Annotated in this window: 9 protein-coding genes and 3 rRNA genes; 6 read left to right on the top strand and 6 right to left on the bottom strand. The window is 67.2% G+C overall.

What is annotated here, in order from left to right; translation table 11 throughout:
- Nucleotides 1-104: 104 nt before the first annotated feature.
- Genes ACQZOG_RS01465 through ACQZOG_RS01445 form a run of 5 tightly spaced genes read left to right on the top strand, consistent with a single transcriptional unit; the run spans nucleotide 105 to nucleotide 6,720 of the window.
- Nucleotides 105-887 carry a hypothetical protein gene (locus ACQZOG_RS01465; protein WP_354794636.1) on the top strand — a complete coding sequence of 261 codons (783 nt, stop codon included), beginning with the start codon at nucleotides 105-107 and terminating at the stop codon, nucleotides 885-887.
- The gene (locus ACQZOG_RS01460; RefSeq protein ID WP_354794634.1) at nucleotides 877-2,202 is read left to right on the top strand and encodes a hypothetical protein; all 1,326 of its coding nucleotides are present in this window, start codon (nucleotides 877-879) and stop codon (nucleotides 2,200-2,202) included. The genes ACQZOG_RS01465 and ACQZOG_RS01460 overlap by 11 nt, the downstream gene beginning before the upstream one ends.
- Nucleotides 2,199-3,758 carry an SCO6880 family protein gene (locus ACQZOG_RS01455; RefSeq protein WP_033278113.1) on the top strand — a complete coding sequence of 520 codons (1,560 nt, stop codon included), beginning with the start codon at nucleotides 2,199-2,201 and terminating at the stop codon, nucleotides 3,756-3,758. Before ACQZOG_RS01460 ends, ACQZOG_RS01455 begins: the two co-directional genes overlap by 4 nt.
- A 14-nt stretch (nucleotides 3,759-3,772) precedes the next feature.
- Complete coding sequence (locus tag ACQZOG_RS01450; protein ID WP_037640432.1) at nucleotides 3,773-5,182, top strand: ATP-binding protein; 1,410 nt, start codon at nucleotides 3,773-3,775, stop codon at nucleotides 5,180-5,182.
- A gap of 20 nt (nucleotides 5,183-5,202) precedes the next feature.
- Nucleotides 5,203-6,720 (top strand): type IV secretory system conjugative DNA transfer family protein, encoded by a 1,518-nt coding sequence (locus tag ACQZOG_RS01445; RefSeq protein ID WP_193454902.1) that lies wholly within the window; start codon nucleotides 5,203-5,205, stop codon nucleotides 6,718-6,720.
- Here ACQZOG_RS01445 and ACQZOG_RS01440 read toward each other — a convergent pair.
- The 5 genes from ACQZOG_RS01440 to ACQZOG_RS01420 all read right to left on the bottom strand — a co-directional run bounded on the left by ACQZOG_RS01440 (nucleotide 6,709) and on the right by ACQZOG_RS01420 (nucleotide 13,775).
- On the bottom strand, nucleotides 6,709-7,266 hold the full coding sequence (locus ACQZOG_RS01440) for a GNAT family N-acetyltransferase (RefSeq protein WP_033278116.1): 558 nt from the start codon (nucleotides 7,264-7,266) through the stop codon (nucleotides 6,709-6,711). The genes ACQZOG_RS01445 and ACQZOG_RS01440 overlap by 12 nt on opposite strands.
- A 173-nt stretch (nucleotides 7,267-7,439) precedes the next feature.
- Nucleotides 7,440-7,556 (bottom strand): 5S ribosomal RNA (rrf, locus tag ACQZOG_RS01435).
- 84 nt (nucleotides 7,557-7,640) lie between these two features.
- Nucleotides 7,641-10,767 (bottom strand): 23S ribosomal RNA (locus ACQZOG_RS01430).
- A gap of 303 nt (nucleotides 10,768-11,070) precedes the next feature.
- A 16S ribosomal RNA gene (locus ACQZOG_RS01425) occupies nucleotides 11,071-12,596 on the bottom strand.
- The 16S, 23S and 5S rRNA genes sit together here, the layout of an rRNA operon.
- A 630-nt stretch (nucleotides 12,597-13,226) precedes the next feature.
- Nucleotides 13,227-13,775 carry a MarR family winged helix-turn-helix transcriptional regulator gene (locus ACQZOG_RS01420; RefSeq protein ID WP_430741208.1) on the bottom strand — a complete coding sequence of 183 codons (549 nt, stop codon included), beginning with the start codon at nucleotides 13,773-13,775 and terminating at the stop codon, nucleotides 13,227-13,229.
- Between the two features lie 122 nt (nucleotides 13,776-13,897).
- On the opposite strand from ACQZOG_RS01420, the gene ACQZOG_RS01415 reads away from it, so the two are divergent.
- On the top strand, nucleotides 13,898-15,166 hold the full coding sequence (locus tag ACQZOG_RS01415; protein WP_033278172.1) for an MFS transporter: 1,269 nt from the start codon (nucleotides 13,898-13,900) through the stop codon (nucleotides 15,164-15,166).
- Nucleotides 15,167-15,175: 9 nt separating this feature from the next.
- On the opposite strand, the gene ACQZOG_RS01410 is transcribed toward ACQZOG_RS01415, so the two are convergent.
- A complete protein-coding gene (locus ACQZOG_RS01410; protein WP_430741207.1) occupies nucleotides 15,176-16,831 on the bottom strand; it encodes an ATP-binding SpoIIE family protein phosphatase in 1,656 nt (551 codons plus the stop codon).
- Between the last annotated feature and the right edge of the window lie 41 nt (nucleotides 16,832-16,872).

Here is a 16,872-nt window from a genome sequence, read left to right as displayed (position 1 = left end):
AGTCACCACACCACGCCCGAGCGGCGGCCGGTACGGCTACCGTCGTACGTGGAGTACACGGAGTACGAGGTGTTCCCGCACGACGCTGAGGGGGCGTACGCGGCATGAGTCTCGGAGACGACACGGGCCGGACCCGCACCCGCCTGCCGGAGGCGGGCGGCGACCCGTACGGCGGCGCGCGCAGAAACGGCCGGTCGTCGTCACGCAGCCTGGTCACGGTCGTCGGCGTGGTGGTCCTCCTCATCGCGGCGATCGCCTTCGCGAACCGTGGAGGCGGGGATTCCGACGCGGAGGAGGGCGGCGACTCCCCGAAGGCGGCGGCGACGGCCCCGACGGGCGAAAAGCCCGTCGCGTCGGGCTTCGCCCATGACAGACAGGGGGCGGAGAGCGCGGCGGCCAACTACTCCGTAGTACTCGGTTCCGCCGAGATGTTCGACAAGGAGCAGCGACGCGACATCGTGACGGCGGTCTTCACGCCCGATGTCGCCGCTGCACGCCAAGGCGACCTTGACGCGGCCTACTCGAACCAGGAGTTCCTCGCCAACATCGGCCTCGACAAGAGCGGCAAGGCGCCCGCCGGACAGACCTTCGTCTCCCGGGTCGTCCCGGTGGGCACCAAGGCGACGGCATTCAGCGCGAACGAAGCCACCGTCGAGGTCTGGTACACCTCGCTGTTCGGCCTGTCCGGGGAGGGATCCACCAACCCGGTCACCGAGAGCTGGTACACCACCACCTACCAGCTGCAGTGGATCGACAACGACTGGAAGGTCGTCGACTTCCAGCAGAAGGACGGACCAGTCCCGGTCGGGCGCGACCAGAAGGCCTCCACCGCCGACGACATGACGAAGGCTGTCGAGGAGTACGGAGGGTTCACGTATGCGCGCTAGCCACCGCTTCCTCAAGCTCACGACGGCCGTCGCGGCGGTACAGGGCGTCGCAGTCCTGTTCGCCGGCCGGGCAGTCGCCGACCCATCACCGGAACCCACCGGTAGCAGCGACCCCTGCGATCTCATCCGCGGCCCCGCCAAGGACTACTGCGAACGCGGTGAAGGCGGCTCCTCCGGAGGAGGCGGTGGCCGCTCCACCTTCAGCGACCCCACCTCCGCCCTCGACCCCCTCTCCTCCCTCGCCCGCGGCTGCGCCGACGCCGCGTCCTGGACGGTCAAACAGCTCAGCGCCGCCGTCGAGAGCACCGCGAAGGTGGACTTCACCAACGACACCTTCCTCCAGCAGTACGCCGTCGTCTTCGCCGCGTCGACGATCCTCACGCTCCTCCTCTGGCTGCTGGCGGTGGCCAAGCGGGCAGTCCGCGGCGTGCCGCTGACCACCGCCCTGTCCGAGGCGATCGGCTTCCTCTGGCTGACCGTCCTCGCCTCCGCCTTCACCCCGCTGATCCTGTACACCGTCGTCTCCGCGACCGACGGCGTCACCGACGTGCTGGCGAAGGCGACCGGCGACCAGACGGACACGTTCTTCGGGACGTTCTCCGGCGCGCTGGAGAAGGGCGACGACATCGGCGGCGGCCCGATCATGCTGATCGTCGTCTCCCTGGTCTCCATCCTCGCCGCCGGCATCCTCTGGCTGGAGCTGGTCATCCGCGCCGCCCTGCTCTACGTCGGCGCCCTCCTCGGCACCGTCGTCTACGCGGGCCTGGTCGACAAGAACCTGTGGGGCCACGTCCGCCGCTGGGCGGGCATCATGATCGCCGTGATCATGGTGAAGCCGGTCATCGTGATCGTGCTCGGCCTGGCCGGCGCGCTCTCCGCCGACGACGGCCCGGACGCCTTCTCCGCCGTCGTCTCCGGACTGGCGATCATCCTGCTCGCCATCTTCGCCTCGGCGATGATCTACCGCTTCGTCCCCGGCTTCGGCGACGAGATCGCCGGCTCGCGCAACAACCGCCTCATGCAGGGCGCCGAGGGCAAGGCCGCCGCCGTCATCAGCTCCCCGGCCACCCTGGTCGCGCAGGGCATCAAGACCCACAGCACCCGCGCCGACAACCACGGCGGCGGGGGCGGCCAGTCCTCCGCGCCCCGCCCGTCCAACCCCGCGTCCGGGGGAGTCGCCGCGCACAGCTCCCGCCCCTCGGGCGGCGCCGGATCCGCCGCCGCGCCCCCGCCCCGGACGGGCAGCCCGGTGAACACCCCGCACGCCGGCACCCGCAACAGCAGCAACAACCGCACGGGAGGTGAAGGGCGTTGACGACCGAGTCCCATCTGTCCCCCACGGTCACGCCCCGCCGTACGTATCTGATCGGCCGCGCCCGGCCGAACGCGATCGTCGGCCGCAATCGCGAGACCGGTGAGATCGCGCTCATCGTCATCGGCGCGTTCCTCGGCATGATGTGCGGGCTCCTCGTCCCCGTCCTGTCCGTGCGGATCGTGCTGCTGGCGGGCCTGCCGATGCTCGCCCTGGCCGCCGTGTACGTGCCGTACAAGCACCGCACGTTCTACAAGTGGTTCGAGATCAACCGCAGTTACAAGCGCACCCTGCGGCGCGGCGCCGCCTACCGCTCCGGCGTCATCGAGGCCGGCACGCGGCTGGACGGCCGCGAGGTGGAGGTCGGCCCGCCGCCCGGCATCGGCCGCATCACCTGGCTGTCCGCGCCGTTCGGCCCGGACGAGATCGCCGTGCTGCTGCACGCGGACCGCAAGACCGTCACCGCCGCCATCGAGATCGAGGGCCCCGGCGTCGGCCTGCGCGACTCCGAGGACCAGGAGGCCCTCGTCGACCGCTTCGGCACGCTGCTCAAGCACGTGGCGAACGGCGACGGCTTCGTCACCCGCATCCAGATGCTCGCCCGCACCCTCCCCGCCGACCCCGACGCCCACGCCAAGGACGTCTCCGTCCGCGGCGACGACAGGGCGCCCGCCTGGCTCCAGCAGTCGTACGACCAGCTCCAGTCGATGGTGTCGACCAGCAGCGAGCAGCACCGCGCGTACCTGGTCGCCTGCATGCACTACACCCGGGAGCTGGCCGCCGAGGCCAACGCCATGGCCCGCGCCATGCGCAGCCAGGGCGGCGGCCGCGTCGACCGTGACGCGGGCCTCGCCGTCGTCATGGCCCGCGAGCTCACCGACATCTGCTCCCGGCTCCAGGAGGCCGACATCCGCGTACGCCAGCCGCTCGGCCAGAGCAGGCTGTCCTCGCTGATCCACTCCATGTACGACCCGGACCACCCGATCGACCACATCCAGGCGATGTCCCGGCGCAACGCCTGGCCGGCCGAGCTGGACGCCACCGAGCCCACGTACCTCCAGGCCAAGACCCGCGAGTCCACCACCCGCGCCCCCTGGTGCCACGCCACGGCCTGGGTGAAGGAGTGGCCGATGACCCCGGTCGGCGTGAACTTCCTCGCGCCGCTGCTCGTCCACACCCCGGACGTGATCCGCACGGTCGCCGTCACGATGGACCTCGAACCCACCGAGGTCGCCATCGAGCGCATGCTGACCGAGAAGACCAACGACGCGGCGGAGGCGTCCCGCGCCGCCAAGATGAACCGCACCGTCGACCCGCGCGACGTCGCCGCGCACAGCCGTCTCGACCAGCGCGGCGAGGACCTCGCCAGCGGCGCCGCGGGCGTCAACCTGGTCGGCTACATCACCGTCTCCTCCCGCACACCCGAGGCCCTGGCCCGCGACAAGCGGACGATACGGGCCTCGGCCGGAAAGTCGTACCTGAAGCTGGAGTGGTGCGACCGCGAGCACCACCGCGCGTTCGTGAACACTCTCCCGTTCGCCACCGGCATTCGTAGGTAGGGGCTGAGCTGAAGATGCGGGATCCGCTGTCCGTCGTCACCGACGCCTTCACGTCCTTCCTGTTCGGGAAGGTCGAGACGACCCGGCTGCCGGTGCGCACGTCCACGGGCCAGGCGCAGGCGGTGTACCTGCCGACCGCCGCGCCCGGCCTCGGCGACTCCGGCGTCATCATCGGCCGCGAGGTCTACTCCGGGAAGGGCTACATCTACGACCCCTTCCAGCTCTACGGCCAGCAGCTCCCGGCCCCCCACTGGCTGGTCCTCGGCGAGTCCGGCAACGGCAAGTCGGCGCTGGAGAAGACGTACGTCCTGCGCCAGCTCCGCTTCCGCGACCGCCAGGTCGTCGTCCTGGACGCGCAGGGCGAGGACGGCGCCGGCGAGTGGAACCTCATCGCCCAGGAGCTGGGCATAACCCCCATCCGCCTGGACCCGATGGCCGCGCTCGACCAGGGCATCCGCCTCAACCCGCTCGACCCGGCGATCACCACCACGGGCCAGCTCGCCCTGCTGCGCACCATCATCGAGGTCGCCATGGGGCACGGCCTCGACGAGCGCTCCGGCTTCGCCCTGAAGGTCGCGCACGCCTACGTCAACGAGACCATCGTCGAACGCCAGCCGGTGCTGTCCGACATCGTCGACCAGCTCCGCCACCCCGAACCGGAGTCGGCGGAGGCGATGAACGTCGCCATAGACGACGTCCGGGCGTGGGGCCTGGACGTCGCCCTGGTCCTCGACCGCCTGGTCGACGGTGACCTGCGCGGCATGTTCGACGGCCCGACGACCGTCGGCATCGACCTGGACGCCCCCCTCATCGTCTTCGACCTGTCCCACATCGACCGCAACTCCATCGCCATGCCGATCCTCATGGCCATCGTCGGCGTGTGGCTGGAGCACACCTGGATCCGCCCCGACCGGAAGAAGCGGATCTTCCTGGTCGAGGAGGCCTGGCACATCATCAACAGCCCGTTCGTGGCGCAGCTCTTCCAGCGGCTGCTGAAGTTCGGCCGGCGCCTCGGCCTGTCCTTCGTCGCGGTCGTCCACCACCTGTCCGACGTGGTCGACGGAGCGGCGGCGAAGGAGGCCGCGGCGATCCTGAAGATGGCGTCCACCCGCACCATCTACGCCCAGAAGGCGGACGAGGCGCGGGCCACGGGCCGGGTGCTCGGCCTGCCCCGGTGGGCCGTGGAGATCATCCCGACGCTCACCCCGGGCATCGCCGTCTGGGACGTCAACGGCAACGTCCAGGTGGTCAAACACCTGGTCACGGAGACGGAACGCCCGCTGGTCTTCACCGACCGCGCGATGACCGAGTCGTCCGCCGACCTCACCGACGACGCCCTGCGCGCCGCCGAGCTGGAGGCGGAGGAGCGGGCGGCGGCCTTCGTGGAGCAGCACGTCGGGGACTCCGAGTCGACGGTGGCGTAGGAACGGCGGGAGGGGGACGCGTGAGACCGGACGAGCGACGCGGGCACGACGGCGGCCGAAGCGGCGGCATCCCGGACGGACTGCTGGTCGGGGTGCTCGCGTTCCTCCTCGGCATGACGGCGATGGTGTGGACGGCCACCGGCCTCGCGGGCCTCTTCGCCCACGGCCACTGGCCGTCCGGCCTCTCCTTCACCCGCACCCCGCTGGCCGTGCGCCACCTGATCGCCGAACCGCACGACATCCCCGGCGCCTGGCCCGACGCCCCGCCCGGCGACCTGTCGGGCTACGGCCTGTTCTGGGGCCTGCTCATCGGCCAGCTGATGATCCTGGTGGTCCTCACCGTGTTCGTCCTCGGCACGGTGGCCCGCTGGCGGGCGGTACGGGCGCGCCGCCGCGCGGAGGAACGGACGGCGGAGGCGCCGACGCCTCCCAAGCCGATGCCGGGGCCGGAACCGATGCCGGAACCGTCGCCCGGGCCGCGGCCGGAGCCTATGCGTGAACAGCAGCCGGAGCCCGCGCTCGAACAACGGCCGGAGCCTGCGCCGGCGTACGACGTCCCCGCCCCGAGGCCCGCCGAACCGGCCCCTCGGCCCGCCGTGGAGGGGACCACGGCCACCCCCGGCCTCCACTACGGCCCCCCGGCCACCCGCCACACCACCGCCGCGCAGGCCGTACGCGACGCCGAGGGCCCCGCCCTCGTCCTCACGTCCAACCCGACCCTCTGGTACGACACCAAGGACGCCCGCGCCAAACTCGGTCCCGCCCACCTCTACGACCCGACGCACCTCTGCGACACCCCGGCCCGCCTCCACTGGTCGCCCACCGCCGGCTGCGAGGACAAGGACACGGCGACCGCCCGCGCGGCGGCCCTCCTCGCCCCCGTCCGTCCCACCTCACGGCTCGACCAGCAGCTCGGCGACACCGCCGAACTGCTGCTCCGCAGCTACCTGCACGCGGCCGCCGTCGACGGCCGCGCCGTCCGCCACGTGCACCGCTGGGCACAGGGCCTCCAGGTGCAGGACGCCGTACGGGTCCTGCGCACCCATCCCAAGGCGGCGTCGGGCTCGGCGGGCGAACTCGAGGCGGCCCTCACCGCGCACCCCGAACGCCGGGACATGGCTCAGCAGCTGACGGCGCGTGCGCTGGCGGCCCTCTCCACGGTCAACGTCCGGGAAGCCTGCAATCCGCACCGAAGTGATGCCCTCGCCTTGGATTCCTTCATCCACGAAGGGGGAACGCTTTACGTCGTGGGCGAATCCATCGAGGATCCGCGCACCGGTCCGGGCGCCATGCCTCTGCTCACGGCGCTCGTCTCGCACGTGGTCGAGCACGGCCGGCGCATGGCCGAACGGTCATCCTCCGGTCGGCTCGACCCACCACTCACCCTCGTCCTGGACGACGTGGCGGCGGTGGCCCCTCTCCCCCAGCTCCCGGAGCTGCTCACCGCCGGGCCCGAGCGCGGCATGCCCACGGTGGCCCTCCTGCGCTCCCGCGAACAGGCCCGCACCCGCTGGCCGCACGCGGAACTACCGGTCTGACTCCGGGCGCTGCACGGCCAGTTCGAGCTCCCGCTCATCCTTGTCGGGACCCAGCGTCATGGTCACCCCGGTCTCGGTGAACCCGGCCTTCCGGTAGGCCCGCAGCGCCCGCGCGTTGTCCTCGTGCACGAGCAGCCGCACCCGCTCGGCGCCCCGCGACCACGCCCACTCCAGACCGGCGTCGAAGAGCACCTCCGTGAGCCCGATCCCCCGGTGCCCCGGCTGCACGTACACCCCGACCAGATGCCCCTGGAGCCGCTCGACGGGCATCCCGGCCCAGTCCGTGGTCCCGGCCTCCTCCATCAGCACCGTGACCGTGCCGACCCACTCCCCGTCCGGCCCCTCGGCGATGATCTGCTGCGCCCCCGACGCCCCTTCGGCGCCCCCCTCGGCCCGCTCCCGCCAGAAGGAGTCCGGCCGCGCGACGGCGGACTCGTACGTCTCCATGAAGGCGATGGGCGCCACGGGGTCCCGCAGTGCCTCCAGCCGCAGGGCCTTGGCCAGGGGCCACTCGTCGACGCGCAGGGAACGGACCTTGTAGCTCATGCGGCCACGGTAGTACCGGGGTACCACGGCCTCCCAACGAATTAGGGCCGCCGTCCCTCCGAGACCGGACCGGGTCCAGGCGGTGATCCGCGCGTATGAAACGTGACTGGCGAGGCCGTGAAACGCAGAAAGCCCCCGTGCCGAATGGCACGGGGGCTCTCTCTATAAGAATTGTTCGGCGGCGTCCTACTCTCCCACAGGGTCCCCCCTGCAGTACCATCGGCGCTGTAAGGCTTAGCTTCCGGGTTCGGAATGTAACCGGGCGTTTCCCCTACGCTATGACCACCGAAACACTATGAAACATTCAACCGCACCATGTGTGGCACATGGGGTTGTTCGTGGTTTCAGAACCAACACAGTGGACGCGAGCAACTGAGGACAAGCCCTCGGCCTATTAGTACCGGTCAACTCCACACGTTACCGTGCTTCCATATCCGGCCTATCAACCCAGTCGTCTACTGGGAGCCTTACCCTCTCTAGGAGGTGGGAGTCCTCATCTCGAAGCAGGCTTCCCGCTTAGATGCTTTCAGCGGTTATCCCTCCCGAACGTAGCCAACCAGCCATGCCCTTGGCAGAACAACTGGCACACCAGAGGTTCGTCCGTCCCGGTCCTCTCGTACTAGGGACAGCCCTTCTCAAGACTCCTACGCGCACAGCGGATAGGGACCGAACTGTCTCACGACGTTCTAAACCCAGCTCGCGTACCGCTTTAATGGGCGAACAGCCCAACCCTTGGGACCGACTCCAGCCCCAGGATGCGACGAGCCGACATCGAGGTGCCAAACCATCCCGTCGATATGGACTCTTGGGGAAGATCAGCCTGTTATCCCCGGGGTACCTTTTATCCGTTGAGCGACGGCGCTTCCACAAGCCACCGCCGGATCACTAGTCCCGACTTTCGTCCCTGCTCGACCCGTCGGTCTCACAGTCAAGCTCCCTTGTGCACTTACACTCAACACCTGATTGCCAACCAGGCTGAGGGAACCTTTGGGCGCCTCCGTTACTCTTTAGGAGGCAACCGCCCCAGTTAAACTACCCATCAGACACTGTCCCTGATCCGGATCACGGACCTAGGTTAGACATCCAGCACGACCAGACTGGTATTTCAACGACGACTCCCCCTGAACTGGCGTCCAGAGTTCACAGTCTCCCAGCTATCCTACACAAGCCGAACCGAACACCAATATCAAACTGTAGTAAAGGTCCCGGGGTCTTTCCGTCCTGCTGCGCGAAACGAGCATCTTTACTCGTAGTGCAATTTCACCGGGCCTATGGTTGAGACAGTCGAGAAGTCGTTACGCCATTCGTGCAGGTCGGAACTTACCCGACAAGGAATTTCGCTACCTTAGGATGGTTATAGTTACCACCGCCGTTTACTGGCGCTTAAGTTCTCAGCTTCGCCCACCCGAAAGTGAGCTAACCGGTCCCCTTAACGTTCCAGCACCGGGCAGGCGTCAGTCCGTATACATCGCCTTACGGCTTCGCACGGACCTGTGTTTTTAGTAAACAGTCGCTTCTCGCTGGTCTCTGCGGCCACCCCCAGCTCAGAGCGCGAAGCTCATCACCGGTTGTGGCCCCCCTTCTCCCGAAGTTACGGGGGCATTTTGCCGAGTTCCTTAACCATAGTTCACCCGAACGCCTCGGTATTCTCTACCTGACCACCTGAGTCGGTTTAGGGTACGGGCCGCCATGAAACTCGCTAGAGGCTTTTCTCGACAGCATAGGATCATCCACTTCACCACAATCGGCTCGGCATCAGGTCTCAGCCTTAATGAACGGCGGATTTGCCTACCGTCCGGCCTACACCCTTACCCCGGGACAACCACCGCCCGGGATGGACTACCTTCCTGCGTCACCCCATCACTCACCTACTACCAGCTCGGGTCACCGGCTCCACCACTCCGACCTCGTCCGAAGACTCAGCCGGCGGCTTCACGGGCTTAGCATCACTGGATTCGATGTTTGACGCTTCACAGCGGGTACCGGAATATCAACCGGTTATCCATCGACTACGCCTGTCGGCCTCGCCTTAGGTCCCGACTTACCCTGGGCAGATCAGCTTGACCCAGGAACCCTTAGTCAATCGGCGCACACGTTTCTCACGTGTGAATCGCTACTCATGCCTGCATTCTCACTCGTCAACCGTCCACAACTCGCTTCCGCGGCTGCTTCACCCGGCAGACGACGCTCCCCTACCCATCCCAGAAGGCGTTGGCCCTATGTTCTGGAATGACACGACTTCGGCGGTACGCTTGAGCCCCGCTACATTGTCGGCGCGGAATCACTAGACCAGTGAGCTATTACGCACTCTTTCAAGGGTGGCTGCTTCTAAGCCAACCTCCTGGTTGTCTGTGCGACTCCACATCCTTTCCCACTTAGCGTACGCTTAGGGGCCTTAGTCGATGCTCTGGGCTGTTTCCCTCTCGACCATGGAGCTTATCCCCCACAGTCTCACTGCCGCGCTCTCACTTACCGGCATTCGGAGTTTGGCTAAGGTCAGTAACCCGGTAGGGCCCATCGCCTATCCAGTGCTCTACCTCCGGCAAGAAACACACGACGCTGCACCTAAATGCATTTCGGGGAGAACCAGCTATCACGGAGTTTGATTGGCCTTTCACCCCTAACCACAGGTCATCCCCCAGGTTTTCAACCCTGGTGGGTTCGGTCCTCCACGAAGTCTTACCTCCGCTTCAACCTGCCCATGGCTAGATCACTCCGCTTCGGGTCTTGAGCGTGCTACTAAAATCGCCCTATTCGGACTCGCTTTCGCTACGGCTTCCCCACCCGGGTTAACCTCGCAACACACCGCAAACTCGCAGGCTCATTCTTCAAAAGGCACGCAGTCACGACGTTGAGTGCAAGCACTCAACGCGACGCTCCCACGGCTTGTAGGCACACGGTTTCAGGTACTATTTCACTCCGCTCCCGCGGTACTTTTCACCATTCCCTCACGGTACTATCCGCTATCGGTCACCAGGGAATATTTAGGCTTAGCGGGTGGTCCCGCCAGATTCACACGGGATTTCTCGGGCCCCGTGCTACTTGGGTGTCTCTCAAACGAGCCGCTGACGTTTCGACTACGGGGGTCTTACCCTCTACGCCGGACCTTTCGCATGTCCTTCGCCTACATCAACGGTTTCTGACTCGTCTCATGGCCGGCAGACCATGAAAGAGAGATCCCACAACCCCGAATGCGCAACCCCTGCCGGGTCTCACACGCATACGGTTTGGCCTCATCCGGTTTCGCTCGCCACTACTCCCGGAATCACGGTTGTTTTCTCTTCCTGCGGGTACTGAGATGTTTCACTTCCCCGCGTTCCCTCCACACTGCCTATGTGTTCAGCAGCGGGTGACAGCCCATGACGACTGCCGGGTTTCCCCATTCGGACACCCCCGGATCAAAGCCTGGTTGACGACTCCCCGGGGCCTATCGTGGCCTCCCACGTCCTTCATCGGTTCCTGGTGCCAAGGCATCCACCGTGCGCCCTTAAAAACTTGGCCACAGATGCTCGCGTCCACTGTGCAGTTCTCAAACAACGACCAACCACCCATCACCCCAAGCCATACGGCTCGAGTGCACTGGGGCCGGCACTGAAGGAAGTTCATTCCCTCAGACACCCAACAGCGTGCCCGACACAGTCAGTTGACCAGATCAGCGTTCCACGCCCCGAAGAGCAGTACTAGCGCCTGGTCCATCCTGGACCGTGCCGAGTAGTCAACGTTCCACCCATGAGCAACCAGCATCAGACGTTCGCTGATGAACTGGCCTCTGACCAACCGAGGTTGGTGAGAAGTGCTCCTTAGAAAGGAGGTGATCCAGCCGCACCTTCCGGTACGGCTACCTTGTTACGACTTCGTCCCAATCGCCAGTCCCACCTTCGACAGCTCCCTCCCACAAGGGGTTGGGCCACCGGCTTCGGGTGTTACCGACTTTCGTGACGTGACGGGCGGTGTGTACAAGGCCCGGGAACGTATTCACCGCAGCAATGCTGATCTGCGATTACTAGCGACTCCGACTTCATGGGGTCGAGTTGCAGACCCCAATCCGAACTGAGACCGGCTTTTTGAGATTCGCTCCACCTCGCGGTATCGCAGCTCATTGTACCGGCCATTGTAGCACGTGTGCAGCCCAAGACATAAGGGGCATGATGACTTGACGTCGTCCCCACCTTCCTCCGAGTTGACCCCGGCGGTCTCCCGTGAGTCCCCAGCACCACAAGGGCCTGCTGGCAACACGGGACAAGGGTTGCGCTCGTTGCGGGACTTAACCCAACATCTCACGACACGAGCTGACGACAGCCATGCACCACCTGTACACCGACCACAAGGGGGGCACCATCTCTGATGCTTTCCGGTGTATGTCAAGCCTTGGTAAGGTTCTTCGCGTTGCGTCGAATTAAGCCACATGCTCCGCCGCTTGTGCGGGCCCCCGTCAATTCCTTTGAGTTTTAGCCTTGCGGCCGTACTCCCCAGGCGGGGCACTTAATGCGTTAGCTGCGGCACGGACGACGTGGAATGTCGCCCACACCTAGTGCCCACCGTTTACGGCGTGGACTACCAGGGTATCTAATCCTGTTCGCTCCCCACGCTTTCGCTCCTCAGCGTCAGTATCGGCCCAGAGATCCGCCTTCGCCACCGGTGTTCCTCCTGATATCTGCGCATTTCACCGCTACACCAGGAATTCCGATCTCCCCTACCGAACTCTAGCCTGCCCGTATCGACTGCAGACCCGGGGTTAAGCCCCGGGCTTTCACAACCGACGTGACAAGCCGCCTACGAGCTCTTTACGCCCAATAATTCCGGACAACGCTCGCGCCCTACGTATTACCGCGGCTGCTGGCACGTAGTTAGCCGGCGCTTCTTCTGCAGGTACCGTCACTTTCGCTTCTTCCCTGCTGAAAGAGGTTTACAACCCGAAGGCCGTCATCCCTCACGCGGCGTCGCTGCATCAGGCTTTCGCCCATTGTGCAATATTCCCCACTGCTGCCTCCCGTAGGAGTCTGGGCCGTGTCTCAGTCCCAGTGTGGCCGGTCGCCCTCTCAGGCCGGCTACCCGTCGTCGCCTTGGTGAGCCATTACCTCACCAACTAGCTGATAGGCCGCGGGCTCATCCTGCACCGCCGGAGCTTTCGAACCGCTTGGATGCCCAAGCGGGTCAGTATCCGGTATTAGACCCCGTTTCCAGGGCTTGTCCCAGAGTGCAGGGCAGATTGCCCACGTGTTACTCACCCGTTCGCCACTAATCCCCACCGAAGTGGTTCATCGTTCGACTTGCATGTGTTAAGCACGCCGCCAGCGTTCGTCCTGAGCCAGGATCAAACTCTCCGTGAATGTTTACCCGTAATCGGGTGCACACATCACGAGAGCGGAACATCGGGAGGAATAGTCCCGACGTTCACAGCGTCCTCGCTGTGTTTTTTCAAAGGAACCTCGACCATCCGAAACTGGATGGACGGGGTATCAACATATCTGGCGTTGACTTTTGGCACGCTGTTGAGTTCTCAAGGAACGGACGCTTCCTTTGTACTCACCCTCTCGGGCTTTCCTCCGGGCGCTTCCCTTCGGTCTTGCGTTTCCGACTCTATCAGATCTTTCCGATCCGATTTCCTCGGTGCTTTCCAGGTCGACGCTTTCGCGCTTTCCTTTCCGGCGGTTCCGACTTTATCAGATCCAGTTTCTCGCTCTGACCCCCAGTCAGCGGGGTTCGTCTTTCCGGCCGTTGCGGGCCGTTCCGACGTCTCAAACCTTAGCGGACTCTCTCCGTGTTCCCCAAATCGAGGGTGTGGATTTGAATTCAGGCATGCGGGCACGCTGAAATCGTTCCCACTGGGAGGTCGAACTCAGGTTTGGTTGCCGCTTTCGCGGCGGAAGTGCTGCCGGAGAACCGTTACGGCCCCGTGGCAACCCGAAGAACCTTACGGAGCGGCCCGGGCCGCGTCAAGTCCCGCAGGCCTAGATCTTTCAGTCCAGGTCGGTGAGGCGTCCGCCGGCGTCCGGCTGGGCGTCCTCGACCCTGCGCAGCAGGCGCGTGAGCACCTCACCGAGGGCGGTCCGCTCTGCCGCGTCGAGGTCCTGGAGGAGGTCCGCCTCGAAGACGGTGGCCATCCGCATGGCCTCCTGCCACTTCTCCCGGCCGGCCGGGGTGAGCTCCACGATGACGCGGACCCGGTTGTTCTCGTCCCGATCCCGGGTGACCAGACCCTCGGTGACCAGCCGGTCGATCCGGTGGGTCATGGCGGCCGGGGTCAGGCCCAGGCGCTTGGCGAGGTCGCCGGGGCCCATGCGATAGGGGGCACCGGAGAGGACGAGCGCCTTGAGGACCTCCCAGTCGGCGTTGGTGATGCCGAGCTCGGCGGTCTGGCGGCCGTAGGCGACGTTCATGCGGCGGTTGAGCCGGGACAGCGCGTTGACGATCTGCTCGACCTGGGGGTCGAGGTCCTGGAACTCGCGCTGGTACGCGGCGATCTGCTCTTCGAGGGTCGGCTCTTCCACGCCGGGGGTGTCGCCCATGGGCGCAGTATGGCACGCCCCGTCTTTGCCTTGAAGTCCTTCTCTATGTACTCTTTAGCTTCGAACTTTAGCTTCTAAGCCTTCACTCCTAACTAGTGAGAGAGGTGAACGTGACCAGGGCGATGGGCGCAGCGATGCGCCGGATCCACGTGGGCAACGCACTCAGCGCTTTCGGGCTGGGCTTCACGGTCCCGTATCTGTACGTCTATGTGGCGCAGGTGCGCGGGCTGGGGCCGATGACGGCGGGGATGGTCCTCGCCGTCTTCGCCGTGGCCGCGCTGATCGTGCTGCCGCTGGCCGGACGGGCGATCGTCCGGCGCGGTGCCCTGCCGGTGCTGCTCGCCGCCCTGCTGACCGCCGCCATCGGCTCGCTCAGCCTGGGGCTGTCGGCGAGCGCCGCGACCGTGCTGCTGTCGGCGGCGGCGCTCGGCGCGGGTCAGGCGGTCATGCAGCCGGCCCTGGCCACGATGATCGTGGACTGCTCGGGTCCTGAGACCCGGTCGCGCGCGTTCGCCATGCAGTTCTTCCTGCAGAACCTCGGGCTCGGCGTCGGCGGTCTCATCGGCGGTCACCTCGTCGACCCGACGAAAGCGGGCTCGTTCACTCTTCTCTTCGCCATCGAAGCGGTGATGTTCCTGCTGCTGGTCGTGGTGATGTCCACGGTGCGGATGCCGCGCTCCCCGCGGATCGACGGCACGCCCGCGCAGTCGGCCAAGGGCAGCTGGAAGCAGCTGCTGGGCAACCGGGCCATGGTGCAGCTGTGCGTGCTGGGCTTCGTGCTGTTCTTCGCCTGCTACGGCCAGTTCGAGTCGGGCCTGAGCGCGTACGGCGTGGAGGCCGCCGGGATCTCCACCTCCACGCTGGGAACGGCGCTGGCGGCCAACACGCTGGTGATCGTCGTCGCGCAGTTCGCGGTGCTCCGCTTCGTGGAGCGGCGGAAGCGGTCGCGCGTGATCGCCTCCGTGGGCCTGATCTGGGCCGTGGCGTGGGCCGTGGCCGGGTACGCGGGGCTGGGCGGTGCCAGTCAGGAGATGGCGACGGCGGCGTTCGTCTCGACGTACGCGCTGTTCGGGCTCGGGGAGGCGATGCTGTCGCCGACGCTGGCGCCGCTGGTCGCCGACCTGGCGCCGACCGGGATGGCCGGCCAGTACAACTCCGCCTTCGCCCTGGTGAAGCAGCTCGCGCTGGCCGTGGGTCCGGCGGTGGGCGGTCCGATGGCGGCCTCGCTGCACGCCCCGTACATCGTGGTGTTCCTGCTGTTCTCGCTGGGGATCACCGTGCTGGCCCTGCGGCTCGGGCGCCGGCTGACCGCCGTGCAGGACCAGCCGTCGGCCGCGGGCAGCCGGGTCGTCGCGCAGGGCGGCACCGAGCAGGCGCCCGCTCCGGCCTGACCGCGCGCGTCAGACGCCGACGCCGGCGGTCCTCGGCAGCAGGAACTCGCACCAGACGGCCTTGCCGCCGCCCGGGGTGCGTCTGCTGCCCCACGCGGAGGCGATCGTCGCGACGATGGCGATGCCCCGGCCGGACTCGTCTCCGGGCTCCGCGCGCCGCCGCCTGGGCAGGTGGTCGTCGCCGTCGGTCACCTCGATGATCAGGCGGCGGTCGGTGCGGCGCAGCCGCAGCCGCATCGGGGGTGTGCCGTGCTGGAGGGAGTTGGCGACCAGTTCGCTGGTCGCCAGCACGCCCAGGTCGTGCAGCTCGGCGGGGAAGCGCCAGCTGGTCAGCACGCCGGACGCGAAGGCACGCGCGCGGGGCGCCGCCTCGACCCCGCCGAGCAGCTCCAGCGCGGCGTTGCGGAACAGCTCGCTCTCCGGACCGGAGCGCGCCGGGTGCTGGAGGACCAGGACGGCGACGTCGTCGTCGTGTTCCGGAGTGACACCGGCCGAGCGGACCAGGCGGTCGCAGACGACCTGGGGGCCGCCGGTCGCCCCGGCCAGGGCGCGCTCCAGGGAGGCGATGCCCTCGTCCAGGTCCTCGTCGCGGCGCTCGACCAGGCCGTCGGTGTAGAGGACGGCGGTGGATCCCGCACCGAGCGGCACGGTTCCGGAGGCGTGCATCCAGCCGCCGGTGCCGAGCGGGGGCCCGGTCGGTTCGTCGGCGCGCCGGACGGTGCCGTTCTCGTCGCGCACCAGGATGGGGAGGTGCCCCGCGGAGGCGTACACCAGGCGGCCCTCGTTCGGGTCGTGGATGGCGTAGACGCAGGTGGCGATCTGGTTGGCGTCGATCTCCATGGCGAGGCCGTCGAGCAGCTGGAGCACCTCGTGCGGCGGGAGGTCCAGGCGCGCGTACGCCCGGACGGCCGTGCGGAGCTGGCCCATGACCGCCGCCGCGCGCACCCCCCGTCCCATCACGTCGCCGATGACCAGGGCGGTGCGTCCGCCGCCGAGGGTGATGACGTCGTACCAGTCGCCGCCGACGGCCGCCTCGGTGCCGCCGGGGTGGTAGGTGGCGGCGACGCGCAGGTCGTCGGGCTCCTCCAGCTCCTGAGGGAGCAGGGAGCGCTGGAGGGTGACGGCGGTCTCGCGCTGCCTGCGCTCGCTGGCGCGCAGCCGCTCGGCGGCCTCGGCGTGGTCGGTGACGTCGGTGGCGAAGACCAGCACGCCGCGGCCGTCGCCCTCCCCCGCGGGCGTGCAGGTGAACGTGTACGAGCGGCCGTCAGGCGCCTTGCGGGACTTGACCGTACGGGGCTTGCCGCTGCGCAGGACCTGGTCGAGGAGGGGCAGCAGGCCCAGCTCGTCCAGCTCCGGGAGCGCTCCCCTGGCGGGCGCGCCGACGGGGCGGAGGCCGAAGGCGGCCGTATAGGCGTCGTTGAGGTAGGCGATGCGGTGGTCCGGGCCGTGGACCAGGGCGACGAGGCAGGGGACGCGGTCGAGGACCTCACGGACCTCCAGCTCGTCGACGGGCGGCGGCGGCCGGTCCCCGTCGGTGAGGCTCTCCGCGCGGGCCGCGGGCACGGAGCCCTCTCCCCGCCGGTCCGGGGGTGCCGTCTGCTCGGTCCGCGCTGCGGCGCGGCGCTGCGTTCCGGGGAGCCGGGCGCTCCAGCGCGTGAAGTTCACGAATCCTTGCCTCGTGTAGTTGTCGGCGGCCGGATACCGGA

Source organism: Streptomyces sp. P13-3-3 (assembly GCF_050571355.1).
Lineage (GTDB): Bacteria > Actinomycetota > Actinomycetes > Streptomycetales > Streptomycetaceae > Streptomyces > Streptomyces althioticus.
The sequence above is the reverse complement of the archived record's forward strand: the minus strand, read 5'-3'. Positions and strand labels throughout refer to the sequence as shown.

Bases quoted from the DNA above. Each gene is read 5' to 3' on its own strand.
- ACQZOG_RS01465 (WP_354794636.1), top strand. From the start codon at position 105: ATGAGTCTCGGAGACGACACGGGCCGGACCCGCACCCGCCTGCCGGAG.
- ACQZOG_RS01460 (WP_354794634.1), top strand. From the start codon at position 877: ATGCGCGCTAGCCACCGCTTCCTCAAGCTCACGACGGCCGTCGCGGCG.
- ACQZOG_RS01450 (WP_037640432.1), top strand. From the start codon at position 3,773: ATGCGGGATCCGCTGTCCGTCGTCACCGACGCCTTCACGTCCTTCCTG.
- ACQZOG_RS01440 (WP_033278116.1), bottom strand. From the start codon at position 7,266: ATGAGCTACAAGGTCCGTTCCCTGCGCGTCGACGAGTGGCCCCTGGCC.
- ACQZOG_RS01420 (WP_430741208.1), bottom strand. From the start codon at position 13,775: ATGGGCGACACCCCCGGCGTGGAAGAGCCGACCCTCGAAGAGCAGATC.
- ACQZOG_RS01415 (WP_033278172.1), top strand. From the start codon at position 13,898: ATGGGCGCAGCGATGCGCCGGATCCACGTGGGCAACGCACTCAGCGCT.